Origin of the sequence: Streptomyces sp. NBC_01460 (assembly GCF_036227405.1) — a bacterium.
Taxonomy (GTDB): domain Bacteria; phylum Actinomycetota; class Actinomycetes; order Streptomycetales; family Streptomycetaceae; genus Streptomyces.
This window is the reverse complement of sequence record NZ_CP109473.1, coordinates 5711089-5727043: the sequence shown is the minus strand read 5'-3', so window position 1 is coordinate 5727043 and position 15955 is coordinate 5711089. Positions and strand designations below refer to the sequence as shown.

Genomic DNA, 15955 nt, shown 5'->3' with positions numbered 1-15955 from the left:
CTCCCCCGTCCGTCCGTACACTTTCGGCTCACGCCGAAAGTTGGGTGTCCCATGCCGTTCCATCTGCACTTCGACGAGAGCGACCTGCTCCGCTGCCGCTTCGCGCTCTCGCCGCTCTGGGAGACGCAGGAGGCGGTGCGCACCCTGCACCGGCCCGGCCGGCACGGCTACCACCTGCCCTGGCTGCGGCGGGTCGCGGAAGGCGCCGCCGGGCTGGATCTCGGACCCCTGTGGGCGCTGATGCCGGACGGCGGCCACAACCCCGACTTCATCTGCCCGCCGCCGCTCGGACCGCTCGCCACCTTCGCCGAGGAGATCGCGGCGGTACGCGCGACGGACCCGGCAACCGCCCGCGACGACATGGCGCTCGCCCTCGCCGATACCCCGGACGGCCCGCACTCCCCCGTCGGGCGGCGGCTGCTCGGCGATCCCGCCCGAGCGGTCCAGGAGCTGGCGGACCTGCTGGAGCGGGCCTGGCAGGTGATGGTCGAGCCGCACTGGCCCCGGCTGCGTGCCCTGCTGGAGGCGGACATCGCCTTCCACTCGCGCCGCCTCGCCGAGACCGGCTTCGAGCGGCTGCTCGGCGAGATCAGTCCGCAGCTGCGCTGGGCGGACTCGACCCTGACCGTGGCCGGCACCCGGGGGAACCACAGCCGGGTCCTCGGCGGTCAGGGGCTCGTCCTGATGCCCAGCGTCTTCGTGTGGCCGGATGTGGTCGGCGGCTACGAAGCGCCCTGGCAGCCTGCCGTGATCTACCCCGCGCGCGGCATCGGCGGGCTGTGGACGGAGTCCGCCGACCGGACGCCGGAGGCGCTCGCCCGGCTGCTGGGGCGGGCGCGCGCCGATGTGCTGTGCGCCCTGGGGGAACCGGCCGGGACGAGCGCGCTGGCGCACCGGCTCTCGCTCGCCCCGTCCTCCGTGTCGGCGCATCTGTCGGCGCTGCGCGCGGCGGGCCTGCTGACCTCACGGCGGTACGGCCATCAGGTGCTGTACGAGCGCACCCCGCTCGGCATCGCGCTGGCGGGCCAGGAGTCCTGAGCGCACGTGGCCGCGCGGGTCAGTGGCCTCCGGCCGGGGTGGTGGCCAGGGTGGGCTCCGCCTCCTGCGCGGGGCGCACCGGGCGCGACCGGTCCTCGACGGGGCGGCTCCCCCGGCTCCCCCGCTCGCGCACGACCGTGACGAGCAGCACCACGCACGGCACGACGGCGGTCACCAGGGGAAGTACGGCCCGGACGCCCGAGGCCGCGTGCGTGCAGGCGAGCAGGAGACTCAGCGGGGCGAGCAGGCACGTGACGGCGGCCACGGGGCGGCGGAGCAGCGTCAGGGTGTAGCCGAGCAGCCGCCCGGGCCCCACGCGGAGCAGCGCCCTCCCGTACGGCCGCAGAAGCACCCCGGCCGTCCACCGGGAGCGGTCCGGCCGGGAAGCCGCACCCTCCCCGGCCACCTGGACCTCCGCGGTCCGCACGGAACTCCAGTGCCGTCCGGTCAGCGGGTCGCGCAGGCGGTGGATCCCGAGACCGGTGGCCGGCCCGGCCGCGGCCGAGTCGTGGAAGCCTCCGGCCTGGCGCAGCGCCGCGACGCGCACGACGGTCCCGGCTCCGGCCAGCAGGGGTGTGCCGTGCCGGTTGGCCGCGCGCTGGACCAGCGTGTCGAAGCGGGTGGCCCCGGTGGCGGCCTCCGCGTCACTCCGGTCGGCCGGCGGGCCTACGACGAAGGCGGTGCCCGGGTCGTGGAAGTACCCCGTCGTCCGCTCCAGGAAGCCCGGCCGCGGGACGTGGCCGGTGTCCACGGAGGCCAGGACCTCGTAACCGTCCCCGTGCTTGGCGAGCCAGGCGTTGAGGTTGCCGTGCTTCGCGCCGGCCCGGTGCGGGCCCGCCCCCTGGTTCCACTCGGGCACCCCGAGGCGGGTGAAGTGGTGCACTCCCAGTTCGGCGCAGAGCATCCTGGCCTCGGGGTCGTCACCCTCGTCGAGGAGCCACACGTCCAGCGGGCCGGGGTGGCGCATCCGTACGGCACCCGCCAGGGTCGCCCGCACCGCGGAGAGCGGTTCCCTGCCCGGCGTGTACGTGACGAGGAAGGCGACCCCGAGGCCCGGCTCGGGCGCCATCGGGGCCGGGTCCCTCGCGACCGACACGGCGTAGGCGACGGCGACCGCGTTGACCAGCAGGAACAGCTCGATCAGACCGACGGACACCAAGGTCACGGAGTCGGCGAGCACCAGCCATCTCCGGCCTTCCCCGCGCGTGGCCCAGTGCGTGGGCCACAGGAGGTGGACCAGCAGCAGTCCGGTGAGCGCGGGGGCGAGCGCCATCAGGAGCACCGCCCCTGCCCGGTGCGCCCCCGCGCCCGGGAAGGCGCGGTGCCCCGGGGGGCGTCCCGTCACGGGCGGTTCCGCGGCACGGCCGCGGCTGTCGTGGTCGTGACCCTGCGACGGCATCACGCCTCCCATGGTCGGAATATGCCGGTACGCCCACAGAAGGGGAGATGCCGCACAGTGTCGACCCGGCAGGTCCGAGTGAGGGGATTTCTTCGCCCGAACGGGAGGAGCCCCCGCCTCCGGGGGCTCCTCGTCCGCGCAGGGCGGGGGTACGGATCGTCCGCGCGGGGCGGGGGTACGGACGGTGCGTCAGCCCGCCAGGTGCCGTTCCACCGTCTCCACCTTGGAGGTCAGGCCGTCGGTGACGCCGGGCCGGATGTCGGCCTTGAGCACCAACGAGACACGGCCCGCACGCGCCTCGACGGCGGCGACGGCCCGCTTGACGACGTCCATGACCTCGTCCCACTCACCCTCGATCGAGGTGAACATCGCGTCCGTACGGTTGGGCAGGCCCGATTCGCGGACGACGCGCACGGCGTCGGCGACGTACTCACCGACGTCCTCGCCCACACCCAGCGGACTGACGGAGAAGGCGACGATCACGCGCTGACCGTCCCCTCGGCGCGGGCACGGGCGGCGATGACGCCGTCGGCCTCGTACTTCTTGAGCAGCTTCTCGCCGTAGAGGCCGCCGAAGGGGACGACCGCCAGGAGGAAGAACAGCGCGACGCGCTTGAGCGGCCACTTGGCCTTGACCCACACGTCCACGAGGAAGATCACGTAGATCGTGAAGAGCAGGCCGTGCAGCGCGCCGAGGGGCGGCATCAGGAAGTCGATGTCCGAGACCCGCATGAGCAGCGAGCCGAAGATGAGCAGCGCCGGGAAGGACAGCGCCTCGGGAAGCGAGATGAGGCGCAGCCGGTGCAGGGCGGAAGCGGTCTTGATGTCCACGAGGGCACCTTCGGTGGGAGGGGCGTGTCGGCTTGTGAACGCAGGCACAAGCACAGCCATTGTGGCATCGGCCGCGGCCCCCGGCGGCAGGGGGTCCGCGCCCGGCGCCCACGGCACGTATCGGCCCATATCAGGGTCGTGCGGGGGCGGGGACCGGCGACCTGGCTCTGTCCGCGGGACCCTCCTGCGGCTACCGTCGCACCGTGGCGATGTTCCGACTCCAAGGCAGCAAGACGCTCGCCGTCGATCTGACGGGCGATGCCGTCAAGGCGAAGAACGGCTCGATGGTCGCGTACGACGGCCGGATGGCGTTCAAGAAGATGTCCGGGGGCGGTGAGGGCCTCCGCGGCATGGTGACCCGCCGGCTGACCGGCGAACAGATGGTGATGATGGAGGTGACGGGGCAGGGCACCTGCTATTTCGCCGACCGTGCGAGCGAGATCAACCTCGTCTCGCTGCACGGCGAGACGCTGTACGTCGAGGCCAGCAATCTGCTGGCCACCGACGCCGCGCTGCGCACCGGGACCTCCTTCACGGGGCTGCGGGGCGGGGCGAGCGGCAACGGTCTGTTCACCACGACCGTCGAGGGCACCGGCCAGGCGGCGATCATGTCGGACGGCTCGGCCGTGGTGCTGCGGGTGACGCCCCAGTACCCGCTGAACGTCGACCCGGGGGCGTACATCGCCCATCAGGGCAGGCTCCAGCAGCACTTCCAGTCCGGGGTGAACTTCCGGACGCTCATGGGTGAGGGGTCCGGCGAGTCCTTCCAGATCCGCTTCGAGGGCGACGGACTCGTCTATGTCCAGCCCAGCGAGCGGAACACCGTCGGGGGCGATGTCTGATGCCGTTCCGTGAGATCAACGCGAAGATGGTCGAGGCCGTGGTGGGGCCCGGCCAGAAGATGTACAGCCAGCGGGGCGCGATGATCGCGTACCGGGGCGAGGTCTCCTTCACCCCGAACATCCAGGGCGGGCAGGGCGGCCTGGGGTCGATGATCGGCCGGCGCATGGCCAACGAGGCGACCCCGCTGATGACGGTCGAGGGCGACGGCACGGTGATGTTCGGCCACGGCGGCCACCACATCCAGGTGATCGGCCTGGCGGGCGACACCCTCTACGTGGAGGCCGACCGGCTGCTCGCGTTCGACGGGACGCTCACCCAGGGCACGATGTTCATGGGCTCGCAGGGCGGGGTGATGGGCATGGTGCGCGGCCAGGTGACCGGGCAGGGGCTGTTCACGACGACGCTCAAGGGCCACGGCGCCGTCGCGGTGATGGCGCACGGCGGGGTGATCGAGCTGCCGATCACCCCGGGGAGGCCCGTGCACGTGGACCCGCAGGCCTACGTCGCCCACCACGGGGACGTGACCAACAAGCTGTCCACCGCGCTCGGCTGGCGCGACATGGTGGGGCGCGGTTCCGGTGAGGCGTTCCAGCTGGAGCTCAGCGGCAACGGAGCGGTGTACGTCCAGGCGTCGGAGGAGAAGCTGTGAGCACGCCCGTGATCTTCGACCCGATGACGCTGCCGTCGGACGACAACGTCAACGCCTACACCTTCTGCGTGGAGCTCAAGGGGAGCCAGTGGTTCCTGCAGAAGGGCAAGATGATCGCCTACTACGGGCGGATCGACTTCAACGGCATCGGACACGGGCGCTTCGAGCGGCTGATCCGCACGAGCTTCCACTCCCCGCTGCACGCGAGCGACTGGGTGGTGGCCGAGGGCAGCGGCAAGATGCTGCTCGCCGACCGGGCCTTCGACGTGAACTCCTTCGACCTGGAGGACGGCAACCTCACGATCCGGTCCGGGAACCTGCTGGCGTACCAGCCGACACTGGCGCTGAAGCAGTCCATCGTGCCGGGGTTCCTCACCCTGATCGGGACGGGGAAGTTCGTCGCCGCGTCCAACGGCCCGGTGGTCTTCATGGAGCCGCCGCTGCGGGTGGACCCGCAGGCGCTGGTGGGGTGGGCGGACTGCCCCTCGCCCTGCCACCACTACGATCACGGCTACATGACCGGGGTCATGGGCGGGCTCCGCTCGCTCACCGGGATCGGCGGGACCTCGGGCGAGGAGCACCAGTTCGAGTTCGTCGGGGCGGGTACGGTCCTGCTCCAGTCGACCGAGGTGCTCATGCCCGAGCAGGCCACCGGCGCCGTTCCGCACGAACCGGGGGTGCCGGGGGGCGGTCCCGGGGCCGGTCAACACGGCTCCACACCCCGCATGCCCGGTCAGCTGGGGGACCTCCAGCGTCGCTTCGGGCTGTGAACGGTAGTCTGCGGAGTGTGACGCCCGGCAGTACGTGCGAGGGGTCACACTCCCAGACTTCGTCCGTCTTTCAACATCTTAGGTAGAATCCATACATGGAGACCGAGACGGCCACTCGCTGGCTGACCGACGCGGAGCAGTGCGCCTGGCGCACCCACCTGGACGTCAGCAGGCTGCTGACGCACCAGCTGGAGAAGGACCTCCAGCCGTTCGGCCTGACCATGAACGACTACGAGATCCTGGTCAACCTCTCGGAGTCGGAAGAGCAGCGGATGCGGATGAGCGACCTCGCCGCCGCCACCCTGCAGTCCAAGAGCAGGCTCTCGCACCAGATCACCCGCATGGAGAACGCCGGCATGGTGCGGCGCCAGCACTGCGAGTCGGACCGGCGCGGACTGTTCGCGGTCCTCACGGACCTCGGCGCGGAGACGATGAAGAAGGTCGCGCCGCACCATGTCGAGTCCGTGCGCAGGCACTTCATGGACCTGCTCTCCCCCGAGGAGCTCTCCGCACTGCACGCGGCCCTGACCCCGATCGCGGACCATCTGCGCGGGCGGCGCGGCAAGCCGTAGCGGGGCCGGCCCTCAGCCGTCGCCGGCCGCCCTCGCCCCGGGCCGCCCCGGCAGCCGCAGGCTGAACCGGGCGCCGCCGCCCGGCGCCGTACCCACCGTGAGCGTGCCTCCGTGCCGGGAGGCCACGTCACGGGCGATGGCCAGACCGAGCCCTGCTCCGCCGTCGTCACGGCTGCGGGCGTCGTCCAGGCGTACGAAACGCTCGAAGATCCGGGCCCGTTCGGCCTCGGGCACGCCCGCTCCGTCGTCCGTGACCTCGACGAGCACGTCGCCCCGGTCCGCCCGCACCGAGACGGCGACCGAACGCTCCGCGTGACGCTCGGCGTTGTCCAGCAGATTGCCGACGACCCGGGCCAACTGGCCGCGTGAACCGCCGACTTCGAGCAGCTCGGCGTCCGTCACGGAAACCTCCGGCGGGATGCGGTCCGCCGCGCGCTGGGAGACCTCCTCGCGCACCAGCGCGCCCAGGTCGACCGCCGTACGCCCCGGACGCTCCCCCGCGTCCAGGCGGGCGAGCAGCAGCAGGTCGGCGGCCAGCACCTGCAGCCGTACGGTGTCGGCGACCGCTCCGGGCACGTCCAGCAGCTCCGGGTGGGCGGCCCCCACCTCCAGCTGCGTGCGCAGCGAGGCGATCGGGCTGCGCAGCTCGTGCGAGGCGTCGGCCACGAAGCGCCGCTGCCGGTCGACCGATCCCTCCAGCACCGTGAGGGTCTCGTTGGTGGTGCGGGCCAGCCGCGCGATCTCGTCCCGCGAGTCCGGCTCGGGCACCCGGCGGCCGAGGTCCTCGGACGCGGTGATCGCGGCCAGCTCCCGCCGGATGCCCTCCACCGGGCGCAGTGCGCGCCGGGTGACCAGCCAGGTCACCCCGGCGACCACGAGCAGCATGACGGGAAGCCCGGCCAGCATGGAGGTGCGTACGGTGTTCACGGCCTCCTGCTCGGCCGCGAGGGGGGCGCCCGCGTGGACGGTCAGGGTGACGTCCTTCTGCGTGGTCACCTCGACGGTGGCGAAGCGGTAGTCCGCCGTCTCGCCGTCGACCGTGGCGGTGCCGTTCGTGAAGTCCGGCGGGTCGGAGGAGACCTCGCTCCGGGGCGGGGCGGTCCCGTCGTCGTCATCGTCGTCATCCTCGTCACCCGGGCTGGGGACCGGTGCCGGGGAGGCCGGTACCACCTGTGACGCGCCCGTCCCCGAGATCGCCTCCAGGTCCTTGGAGACGGCCACCACGCGCCCCTCCTCGTCGGTCACCTGGACGGGGTGGCTGTCGTCGTCGCTCGCCTCCAGCTCCGCGTACGCCTTGCCAAGGGCCAGCTCCCCCGCCACCTCCCGCGCGGTCACCTCGGCCTCCAGGCCGGCCCGGTCCGTCAGGTTGCCGCGCAGCACCAGCAGTACGGCCAGCCCCGCGACGGTCAGGGCGACGGCGACGACCAGCGTGGCGCCCAGGGCCGCCCTGGCGCGCACGGACCTCACGAGGTCTCCAGCCGGTAGCCCGCGCCCCGTACCGTACGGATCGACGCGGCGCCGAGCTTGCGGCGCAGGGTGCTGACGTAGACCTCGACGATGTTCGGGTCGCCGTCGTAGGCGAAGTCCCAGACGTGCTCCAGGATGTCCGCCTTGCTGACCACCTCGCCCGCCCGCAGCACGAGCTGCTCCAGGACGGCGAACTCCTTGGCGGTGAGGACGACTTCGTCCTCACCCAGGCGGACCCTGCGGGCCGCGGTGTCCATCCGCAGCGCGCCGGCGGTGAGCACCGGGGAGGCGGAGCCGCCGCGACGGCGCAGCAGGGCCCGGATCCGGGCGACGAGCACCACGTACGAGAACGGCTTGGTCAGGTAGTCGTCGGCGCCCGTGTCGAGGCCCTCCGCCTCGTCGTACTCCCCGTCCTTGGCGGTCAGCATCAGGATCGGCGTCTCGTGCCCGGCGGCGCGCAGGGCGGCGCAGATCCGGTAGCCGTTCATCCCGGGCAGCATGATGTCCAGGACGACGAGGTCGTGGACGCCCTGACCGGCCAGGTGCAGGCCCTCCAGGCCGTCGTGCACGACGTCGACGGCGAAGCCCTCGGCGGTGAGTCCCCTCGCGAGGGACGTCGCGAGCCGCTTCTCGTCCTCCACGATCAACAGGCGCATGGGGACAGCTTCCCAAACCGGACCTGAAGACGCCTTCAGGTGGCTTCAGGCTGCGTTCAGCATCGCCGGGCCAGTGTGGTTCCCGTCGCTCAGCACAGCACATCCCATCGGGGAGGAACCCACCATGAAGCGCAAGATCGCCATCGCCACCCTCACCGCGGCCGTACTGGTCGGCGGCGGACTCGTCACGACCGCCGCGTTCGCGGACTCCGACAGCGGAAGCAGGGACGACCGGACGGCCACCGCGGACCGGGCGGCGGACGGCACCAAGGAGCAGCGGACCGGGCGCACCACCGTCGACGAGGCCGTCGGCGCCGCCCTGAAGGCCGTCCCCGGCACGGTCACCGAGGCCGAGCTGGACGATGACGACGACTCCCGTACGGTCTGGGAGCTCGACGTGTACGGCTCGGACAAGGTCTGGCACGACGTGACCGTCGACGCGGGCGACGGCACGGTGCTGTCCGACCGCGAGGACGACGACAACGACGACCGCGACCGCCACGCGCCCCGCTCGGCGGCCGTGTCCCTGGACGCCGCGGTGAAGGCGGCGCTCGGCGCGCAGCCCGGCACGGTGACGTCGGTGGACCTGGACGACAACGACGACGATGACGACGACGGCAAGCGCGGTGCGCCGCGCTGGGACGTCGACGTCGCGGGCAAGGGCGGCCAGGAGCACGAGCTGCACGTGGATGCCACGAGCGGCAAGGTCACCGTGGACCGGGACGACGACGGTGCCGACGACGACGACTGATCCGCCGGACGGGACGCGCTGCTCCGGGGAGGGCGGCGGTGCGGTTCCCGGGCGGCCCGCACGCCGCCCGGGGACCGTCAGTTCCCGCCCGTGAGCCCCGCGACCAGCTCGTCCGCCGCCGCGTACGGGTCGAGGCCTCCGGCCACGATCCGTTCCGCGAGGGCGTCCAGCCGGCGGTCGCCGTGCAGATCGGCGATCCGTTCGCGGAGCGCGGTGACGGCGATCGTCTCGACCTCGCGGGCCGCACGCGCCGTGCGCCGCTCGGCCAGCACGCCGTGCTCCTCCATCCACGCCCGGTGCTTCTCCAGGGCCTCGACGACCTCGTCGATGCCCTCGCCCCGGGCGGCGACCGTCTTCACGATCGGCGGCCGCCAGTCGCCGGGACCCCGGGACTCCCCCAGGCCCAGCATGTGGTTGAGCTCGCGGGCGGTGGCGTCCGCACCGTCCCGGTCGGCCTTGTTCACGACGTAGACGTCGCCGATCTCCAGGATTCCGGCCTTGGCCGCCTGAATGCCGTCTCCCATGCCGGGGGCGAGGAGGACGACGGAGGTGTCGGCCTGGGAGGCGATCTCCACCTCCGACTGGCCGACCCCCACCGTCTCCACGAGGATCACGTCGCAGCCCGCCGCGTCCAGCACCCGGATCGCCTGTGGCGCCGACCAGGCCAGCCCGCCCAGATGGCCGCGCGTGGCCATCGAGCGGATGTAGACGCCGGGGTCGGAGGCGTGCTCCGACATCCGGACCCGGTCACCGAGGAGCGCGCCCCCGGAGAACGGCGACGACGGGTCGACGGCCAGGACCCCGACCCGCTTGCCGGCCGTGCGGTAGGCGGAGACCAGCGCCGAGGTCGAGGTGGACTTGCCGACACCCGGCGATCCGGTCAGGCCGACGACGTAGGCGTGACCCGCGAGGGGTGCCAGGGCGGCCATCACCTCGCGCAGCTGCGGCGAGGCACCCTCCACCAGGGAGATGAGCCGGGCCACCGCACGCGGCCTGCCCTCCCGCGCCTGCTCGACCAGGGTGGGGACGTCCACCTTCACGCTCGGCCTCCTCGCTCGCTCGTACGGTGTACTACTTGCCCGGTACGCGGATGATCAACGCGTCGCCCTGACCGCCGCCGCCGCACAGGGCCGCCGCTCCGGTGCCGCCTCCGCGCCGCTTCAGCTCCAGCGCCAGGTGCAGCACCACGCGGGCGCCGGACATGCCGATGGGGTGGCCGAGCGCGATCGCGCCGCCGTTCACGTTCACCTTGTCGGAGGTGACGCCGAGGTCCTTCATCGACTGGACCGCGACGGCCGCGAACGCCTCGTTGATCTCGATGAGGTCGAGGTCCTCGACGCCGATGCCCTCCTTCTTCAGGGCGTGCCGGATGGCGTTGGACGGCTGCGACTGGAGCGAGTTGTCCGGGCCCGCCACGTTGCCGTGGGCGCCGATCTCGGCGATCCAGTCCAGGCCCAGCTCCTCGGCCTTGGCCTTGCTCATGACGACGACGGCGGCGGCGCCGTCGGAGATCTGCGAGGAGGTCCCCGCCGTGATCGTGCCGTCCTTGGTGAAGGCCGGGCGCAGCTTCCCGAGGGACTCCGCGGTCGTCTCCGGGCGGATGCCCTCGTCCTTGGAGAAGAGGACCGGGTCACCCTTGCGCTGCGGGATCTCGACCGGGGTGATCTCGGCCTCGAAGATGCCGTTCTTCTGTGCGGCGGCGGCGCGCTGGTGGGACAGGGCGCCGATCTCGTCCTGGTCGGCGCGGGCCAGGCCCAGGCGGGTGTTGTGCTTCTCGGTGGACTCGCCCATCGGGATGTTCTCGTAGGCGTCCGTCAGGCCGTCGTACGCCATCGAGTCGAGCACCTCGACCGCACCGTACTTGTATCCCTCGCGGGACTTCGGGAGCAGGTGCGGGGCGTTGGTCATGGACTCCTGGCCGCCGGCCACGACGACGTCGAACTCGCCGGCGCGGATCAGCTGGTCCGCCAGGGCGATCGCGTCGAGCCCCGAGAGGCAGACCTTGTTGACGGTGAGCGCGGGGACGTTCAGCGGGATTCCGGCCTTGACCGCCGCCTGGCGCGCCGGGATCTGCCCCGCCCCGGCCTGGAGCACCTGGCCCATGATCACGTACTCGACCTGGTCGCCGCCGATCCCGGCCCGGTCCAGCGCCGCCTTGATGGCGAAGCCCCCGAGGTCGGCCCCGGAGAAGCTCTTCAGCGAGCCCAGGAGACGGCCCATGGGCGTACGGGCGCCCGCGACGATCACTGAGGTGGTTCCGGTCGTTCCTGACATGAGGCGCAGCCCCTTGGATTGGTTGTGAACGAGGGTTTACCTGAATGTACTGAGCGGTACCGCGCCCGTCATCCGGCTGTCGGTGTGATCGCGCGCACGTTGCGTAACCATCACCGGGGCGCTGCACTGGTTCCATGCTGACGCGAATCGACCACATCGGAATCGCCTGCTTCGACCTCGACAGGACGGTGGAGTTCTACCGCGCGACCTACGGCTTCGAGGTGCACCACTCCGAGATCAACGAGGAGCAGGGTGTCCGCGAGGCCATGCTGAAGATCAACGACACCTCGGACGGCGGGGCTTCCTACCTCCAGCTGCTGGAGCCGACCCGTGAGGACTCGGCTGTCGGGAAGTGGCTGGCGAAGAACGGGGAGGGGGTGCACCACATCGCCTTCGGGACCGCGGACGTCGACGGGGACGCCGCGGACATCCGCGGGAAGGGCGTCCGGGTGCTGTACGACGAGCCCAGGACCGGGTCCATGGGCTCCCGGATCACGTTCCTCCATCCCAAGGACTGCCACGGCGTGCTGACCGAACTGGTCACCTCGGCGACGGAGCACTGACCCGACCGATACCGGCCCGGTAGAGTGGGTGGTTCCGGGCCGGGGCCGGGTCGGGGCCGTGCCGCGTCCTCGCCGTTGATCTGTCACCATTCCCCGGGGGGACCGCTCGTCGGCGAGCGGTACTCGCTTGGATTTGCGACAGGGTTGGGGTCTCCCCTGCTCGAACAGAGTTGAGAGCTCGGGGAAGGATGGGACCGCGCAGTGCGGGGCTACGAGAGCCAGCAGAGCCACCGAGCTGACGACGACCATCTCTCGCGGTTCGAAGCCGAGATGGACCGGCTGAAGACCGACCGGGAGAAGGCCGTCCAGCACGCCGAGGACCTCGGTTACCAGGTCGAGGTCTTGCGCGCCAAGCTGCACGAGGCGCGGCGCAATCTGGCGACCCGTCCCGCACACGACAGCGCGGACATCGGCTACCAGGCCGAACAGATGCTCCGTAACGCCCAGATCCAGGCCGACCAGCTGCGGACGGACGCCGAGCGCGAGCTGCGCGAGGCCAGGGCGCAGACACAGCGGATCCTGCAGGAGCACGCGGAGCATCAGGCCCGTCTCCAGGCGGAGTTGCACGCCGAGGCCGTCCAGCGGCGCCAGCGGCTCGACCAGGAGCTGGCGGAGCGCCGGCAGACCGTCGAGTCCCACGTCAACGAGAACGTCGCCTGGGCCGAGCAGTTGCGGGCCAGGACCGAGTCCCAGGCCCGCCGCCTCCTGGACGAGTCGCGCACGGAGGCCGAGCAGTCGCTGGCCGCCGCCCGGGCCGAGTCGGCCCGGCTGGCCGACGAGACCCGCCGCCGCCTCAACTCCGAGACCGAGTCGGCCCGTGCCGATGCCGAGTCCACGCTGCTGCGCGCCCGCAGGGACGCCGAGCGGCTGCTCGAAGCCGCCTCCACGCAGGCCCAGGAGGCCACCGCCCACGCCGAGCAGCTGCGCTCGACGGCCACCGCCGAGACCGACCGGACCCGGCAGCAGACGGCGGAGCTGAACCGCGCCGCCGAACAGCGCATGCAGGAGGCCGAGACCCGGCTGCGCGAGTCCCGGCTGGAGGCCGAGAAGGTCCTCGCCGAGGCGAAGGAGGCCGCGGTCAAGCGGCTGGCCGGCGCCGAGTCGCAGAACGAGCAGCGCACGCGCACGGCCAGGTCCGAGATCGCCCGGCTGGTCGGCGAGGCCACCAAGCAGGCCGAGACGCTCAAGGAAGAGGCCGAACAGGCGCTCGTCGACGCCCGGGCCGAGGCCGAGCGCGTCGTCGCGGAGGCCGCGGAGAAGGCCCGCACCCTGGCCGCCGAGGACGCCGCGGCACAGCTCGCGAAGGCGGCCCGCAGCGCCGAGGAGGTGCTGACCAAGGCCTCCGACGACGCCAGGTCCACGACCAGGGCCGCCGGTGAGGAGGCCGACCGGATCCGCCGCGAGGCCGAGGCCGAGGCGGACCGGCTGCGCGGCGAGGCCGCCGAGCAGGCCGACCAGCTCAAGGGCGCGGCCAAGGACGACACCAAGGAGTACCGGGCCAAGACCGTCGAGCTGCAGGAGGAGGCGCGCCGCCTCCGCGGCGAGGCCGAGCAGCTGCGCTCCGAGGCCGTGGCCGAGGGCGAGCGGATCCGCGGCGAGGCCCGCCGCGAGGCCGTCCAGCAGCTGGAGGAGGGCGCCCGCACCGCCGAGGAGCTGCTCACCGAGGCCAAGTCCGACGCCGAGGAGCTGCGGACCTCCGCCGGCACCGAGAGCGAGCGGGTCAGGACCGAAGCGGCCGAGCGCGCCGCCACCCTGCGCAAGCAGGCAGAGGAAGCGCTGGAGCGCAGCCGCGCCGAGGCGGAGAAGCTGCGCGCCGAGGCCGAGGAGCAGGCCACCGCCCTGACCGCCGCCGCGGAGAAGGCGGCCGAGGAGCTGCGTGAGGAGACCGAGCGCGGGGTCGAGGCCCGCAGGACCGAGGCGGCCGACGAGCTGACCCGGCTGCACACCGAGGCCGAGTCCCGGGTCACCGCGGCCGAGGAGGCGCTCACCGAGGCGCGTACGGCGGCGGAGCGGATCCGCCGCGAGACGAGCGAGGAGTCCGAGCGTCTGCGCGCGGAGGCGGCCGAGCGGGTCCGTACGCTCCAGGAGCAGGCCACGACGGAGGCCGAGCGGCTGCGCACCGAGGCCGCCGCCGACGCCGCGCGGTCCCGTGCCGAGGGCGAGTCCGTCGCCGTACGGCTGCGGAGCGAGGCCGCCACGGAGGCCGAGCGCCTGAAGAACGAGGCTCAGGAGAACGCCGACCGGGTGCGTTCCGAGGCCGCGGCCGCCGCCGAGCGGGTCGGCACCGAGGCCGCCGAGGCCCTCGCCGCCGCCCAGGAGGAGGCCAACCGCCGCCGCCGTGCCGCCGAGGAGGCGCTCGACTCCGCGCGCGCCGAGGCGGAGCAGGAGCGCGAGCGCGCCCGCGAGCAGAGCGAGGAGCTCCTCGCCTCCGCCCGCAAGCGGGTCGAGGAGGCCCAGGCGGAGGCCCAGCGCCTGGTCGAGGAGGCGGAGCGCCGGGCATCCGAGCTGGTCTCGGCCGCCGAACAGACCGCCCAGCAGGTGCGCGACTCCGTCGCCGGGCTGCAGGAGCAGGCCGAGGAGGAGATCACCGGGCTGCGCTCCGCCGCCGAGCACGCGGCGGAACGGACGAGGACCGAGGCACAGGAGGAGGCGGACCGGGTCCGCTCCGACGCCTACGCCGAGCGCGAGCGGGCCACCGAGGACGCCAACCGGACCCGCCAGGTCGCGCACGAGGAGTCGGAAGCGGCCAAGACCCTGGCCGAGCGGACCGTCTCCGAGGCCATCGCCGAGTCGGAGAAGCTGCGCTCGGACACGTCGGAGTACAGCCAGCGGGTCCGTACGGAGGCCTCCGACGCCCTGGCATCGGCGGAGCAGGACGCCGCGCGTGCCCGCGGCGAGGCCCGGGAGGACGCCAACCGGATCCGTACCGAGGCGGCGGCGCAGGCCGACCGGCTCATGGCCGAGGCGACGACCGAGAGCGAGCGGGTCCGCACCGAGGCCACCGAGCAGTCGGAGCGCTTCGTCGGCGAGGCGGCCGACGAGGCGGAACGGCTGCGCGCGGAGGCGGCGCAGACCGTCGGTTCCGCCCAGGAGCACGCCGCCCGCACCCGCGAGGAGTCGGAGCGGCTCCGTGCCGACGCCGAGTCCGCGGCCGAGCAGGTGCGCGCGGAGGCCCGCCAGGAGGCGGACCGGCTGCTGGACGAGGCGCGCGAGGCCGCGGCGAAGCGCCGTACCGACGCCGCCGAACAGGCCGACCAGCTCGTCGAGAAGGCCCAGGAGGAGGCGCTGCGTGCCGCCACCGAGGCCGAGGAGCAGGCCGACAGGATGGTCGGCGCCGCGCGCAACGAGGCGGTCCGCATCACCTCGGAGGCCACGGTCGAGGGCAACACCCTGGTGGAGCGGGCCCGTACGGACGCGGACGAGCTGCTCGTCGGCGCCCGCCGGGACGCCACCGCCACCCGGGAGCGGGCGGAGGAGCTCAGGACCCGGATCGAGAGCGAGATCGAGGAACTGCACGAGCGCGCCCGGCGCGAGACCTCCGAGCAGATGAAGACGGCGGGCGAGCGCGTCGACAAGCTGATGAAGGCGGCGACGGAACAGCGGGACGAGGCCGAGGCCAAGGCCAAGGAGCTCATCTCGGACGCGAACTCGGAGGCGAGCAAGGTCCGTATCGCCGCCGTGAAGCGCGCCGAGTCGCTCCTCAAGGAGGCCGAGACCAAGAAGGCCGAACTGACCCGCGTGGCCGAGAAGCTGCGTGCCGACGCGGAGGCCGAGGCCAAGCAGACGGTCGACGAGGGACGCCGGGAGCTGGACCTGCTGGTCCGCAGGCGCGAGGACATCAATACGGAGATCTCCCGTGTCCAGGACGTCCTCGAGGCGTTGGAATCTTTCGAGGCTCCGGGTGGGACGGGCAAGGCGTCTGGCGGTGGCGCCGGGGGCGTCAAGGCCGGCGCGTCGGCGGGTACCCGGTCGGGTGGCAAGGCGTCGGACGGGTAGCCGCTCGTGAACTTTGCCATGAACATTCAAGCCTTCGGGCCGCAAGTGCTCCGGGGGTCAGCCACTCAAAAGGGGTGTCATTCTCCATACCAAAGCGGCATCTTCACGTTGACACGCCGCCCAGGCCCCTAGGATTCCCTCTAACAC

General features: G+C 72.7%; 15 protein-coding genes. 8 read left to right on the top strand and 7 right to left on the bottom strand.

All coding sequences use genetic code 11. From position 1 onward, the window contains the following. Positions 1 to 51 precede the first annotated feature (51 nt). Complete coding sequence (locus OG488_RS26020) at positions 52 to 1038, top strand: ArsR/SmtB family transcription factor (protein WP_329232963.1); 987 nt, start codon at positions 52 to 54, stop codon at positions 1036 to 1038. Positions 1039 to 1057: 19 nt separating this feature from the next. Here OG488_RS26020 and OG488_RS26015 read toward each other — a convergent pair whose 3' ends face one another. The 3 genes from OG488_RS26015 to OG488_RS26005 form a co-directional block, all read right to left on the bottom strand. Next, positions 1058 to 2383, bottom strand: a complete 1326-nt coding sequence (locus OG488_RS26015) for a glycosyl transferase (protein ID WP_329232961.1) — start codon at positions 2381 to 2383, stop codon at positions 1058 to 1060. A gap of 243 nt (positions 2384 to 2626) precedes the next feature. Next, positions 2627 to 2920, bottom strand: a complete 294-nt coding sequence (locus OG488_RS26010; protein WP_015578763.1) for an MTH1187 family thiamine-binding protein — start codon at positions 2918 to 2920, stop codon at positions 2627 to 2629. Then, entirely contained in the window at positions 2917 to 3267 is a 351-nt protein-coding gene (locus OG488_RS26005; RefSeq protein ID WP_329232959.1) for a DUF3817 domain-containing protein, read from the bottom strand. Before OG488_RS26005 ends, OG488_RS26010 begins: the two co-directional genes overlap by 4 nt. Positions 3268 to 3476: 209 nt before the next feature. On the opposite strand from OG488_RS26005, the gene OG488_RS26000 reads away from it, so the two are divergent. The 4 genes from OG488_RS26000 (at position 3477) to OG488_RS25985 (ending at position 6101) form a co-directional block, all read left to right on the top strand. After that, the gene (locus OG488_RS26000) at positions 3477 to 4109 is read left to right on the top strand and encodes an AIM24 family protein (RefSeq protein ID WP_329239002.1); all 633 of its coding nucleotides are present in this window, start codon (positions 3477 to 3479) and stop codon (positions 4107 to 4109) included. Further along, positions 4109 to 4759: an AIM24 family protein gene (locus OG488_RS25995; RefSeq protein WP_329232956.1), complete on the top strand. Its 651-nt coding sequence runs from the start codon at positions 4109 to 4111 to the stop codon at positions 4757 to 4759. The genes OG488_RS26000 and OG488_RS25995 overlap by 1 nt, the downstream gene beginning before the upstream one ends. Further along, positions 4756 to 5529, top strand: coding sequence for an AIM24 family protein (locus OG488_RS25990; protein ID WP_329232954.1), 774 nt, complete (start codon positions 4756 to 4758; stop codon positions 5527 to 5529). The genes OG488_RS25995 and OG488_RS25990 overlap by 4 nt, the downstream gene beginning before the upstream one ends. Before the next feature lie 95 nt (positions 5530 to 5624). Beyond that, a complete protein-coding gene (locus OG488_RS25985) occupies positions 5625 to 6101 on the top strand; it encodes a MarR family winged helix-turn-helix transcriptional regulator (protein ID WP_329232952.1) in 477 nt (158 codons plus the stop codon). Positions 6102 to 6113: 12 nt separating this feature from the next. On the opposite strand, the gene OG488_RS25980 is transcribed toward OG488_RS25985, so the two are convergent. Continuing rightward, entirely contained in the window at positions 6114 to 7568 is a 1455-nt protein-coding gene (locus OG488_RS25980) for a sensor histidine kinase (RefSeq protein ID WP_329232950.1), read from the bottom strand. After that, on the bottom strand, positions 7565 to 8224 hold the full coding sequence (locus tag OG488_RS25975) for a response regulator transcription factor (protein WP_329232949.1): 660 nt from the start codon (positions 8222 to 8224) through the stop codon (positions 7565 to 7567). Before OG488_RS25975 ends, OG488_RS25980 begins: the two co-directional genes overlap by 4 nt. 124 nt (positions 8225 to 8348) lie before the next feature. On the opposite strand from OG488_RS25975, the gene OG488_RS25970 reads away from it, so the two are divergent. Beyond that, on the top strand, positions 8349 to 8975 hold the full coding sequence (locus OG488_RS25970; RefSeq protein ID WP_329232947.1) for a PepSY domain-containing protein: 627 nt from the start codon (positions 8349 to 8351) through the stop codon (positions 8973 to 8975). A 77-nt stretch (positions 8976 to 9052) separates the two neighbouring features. On the opposite strand, the gene meaB is transcribed toward OG488_RS25970, so the two are convergent. Beyond that, positions 9053 to 10015: a methylmalonyl Co-A mutase-associated GTPase MeaB gene (gene meaB / locus OG488_RS25965; RefSeq protein WP_329232946.1), complete on the bottom strand. Its 963-nt coding sequence runs from the start codon at positions 10013 to 10015 to the stop codon at positions 9053 to 9055. Between the two features lie 31 nt (positions 10016 to 10046). Beyond that, entirely contained in the window at positions 10047 to 11249 is a 1203-nt protein-coding gene (locus tag OG488_RS25960) for an acetyl-CoA C-acetyltransferase (RefSeq protein WP_329232944.1), read from the bottom strand. A gap of 134 nt (positions 11250 to 11383) precedes the next feature. Here OG488_RS25960 and mce point away from each other — a divergent pair, with 134 nt between their 5' ends. Together mce and scy are read left to right on the top strand one after the other, a co-directional pair. Beyond that, positions 11384 to 11812, top strand: coding sequence for a methylmalonyl-CoA epimerase (gene mce, locus OG488_RS25955; protein ID WP_329232943.1), 429 nt, complete (start codon positions 11384 to 11386; stop codon positions 11810 to 11812). A 201-nt stretch (positions 11813 to 12013) separates the two neighbouring features. Continuing rightward, positions 12014 to 15808: a polarized growth protein Scy gene (gene scy, locus OG488_RS25950; RefSeq protein WP_329232941.1), complete on the top strand. Its 3795-nt coding sequence runs from the start codon at positions 12014 to 12016 to the stop codon at positions 15806 to 15808. The last annotated feature ends 147 nt before the right edge of the window (positions 15809 to 15955 follow it).

Excerpts from the sequence above, each read along its gene's own strand:
- OG488_RS26020 (WP_329232963.1), top strand. The coding sequence starts at position 52 with ATGCCGTTCCATCTGCACTTCGACGAGAGCGACCTGCTCCGCTGCCGC.
- OG488_RS26000 (WP_329239002.1), top strand. The coding sequence starts at position 3,477 with ATGTTCCGACTCCAAGGCAGCAAGACGCTCGCCGTCGATCTGACGGGC.
- OG488_RS25995 (WP_329232956.1), top strand. The coding sequence starts at position 4,109 with ATGCCGTTCCGTGAGATCAACGCGAAGATGGTCGAGGCCGTGGTGGGG.
- OG488_RS25985 (WP_329232952.1), top strand. The coding sequence starts at position 5,625 with ATGGAGACCGAGACGGCCACTCGCTGGCTGACCGACGCGGAGCAGTGC.
- OG488_RS25975 (WP_329232949.1), bottom strand. The coding sequence starts at position 8,224 with ATGCGCCTGTTGATCGTGGAGGACGAGAAGCGGCTCGCGACGTCCCTC.
- OG488_RS25970 (WP_329232947.1), top strand. The coding sequence starts at position 8,349 with ATGAAGCGCAAGATCGCCATCGCCACCCTCACCGCGGCCGTACTGGTC.
- OG488_RS25960 (WP_329232944.1), bottom strand. The coding sequence starts at position 11,249 with ATGTCAGGAACGACCGGAACCACCTCAGTGATCGTCGCGGGCGCCCGT.
- mce (WP_329232943.1), top strand. The coding sequence starts at position 11,384 with ATGCTGACGCGAATCGACCACATCGGAATCGCCTGCTTCGACCTCGAC.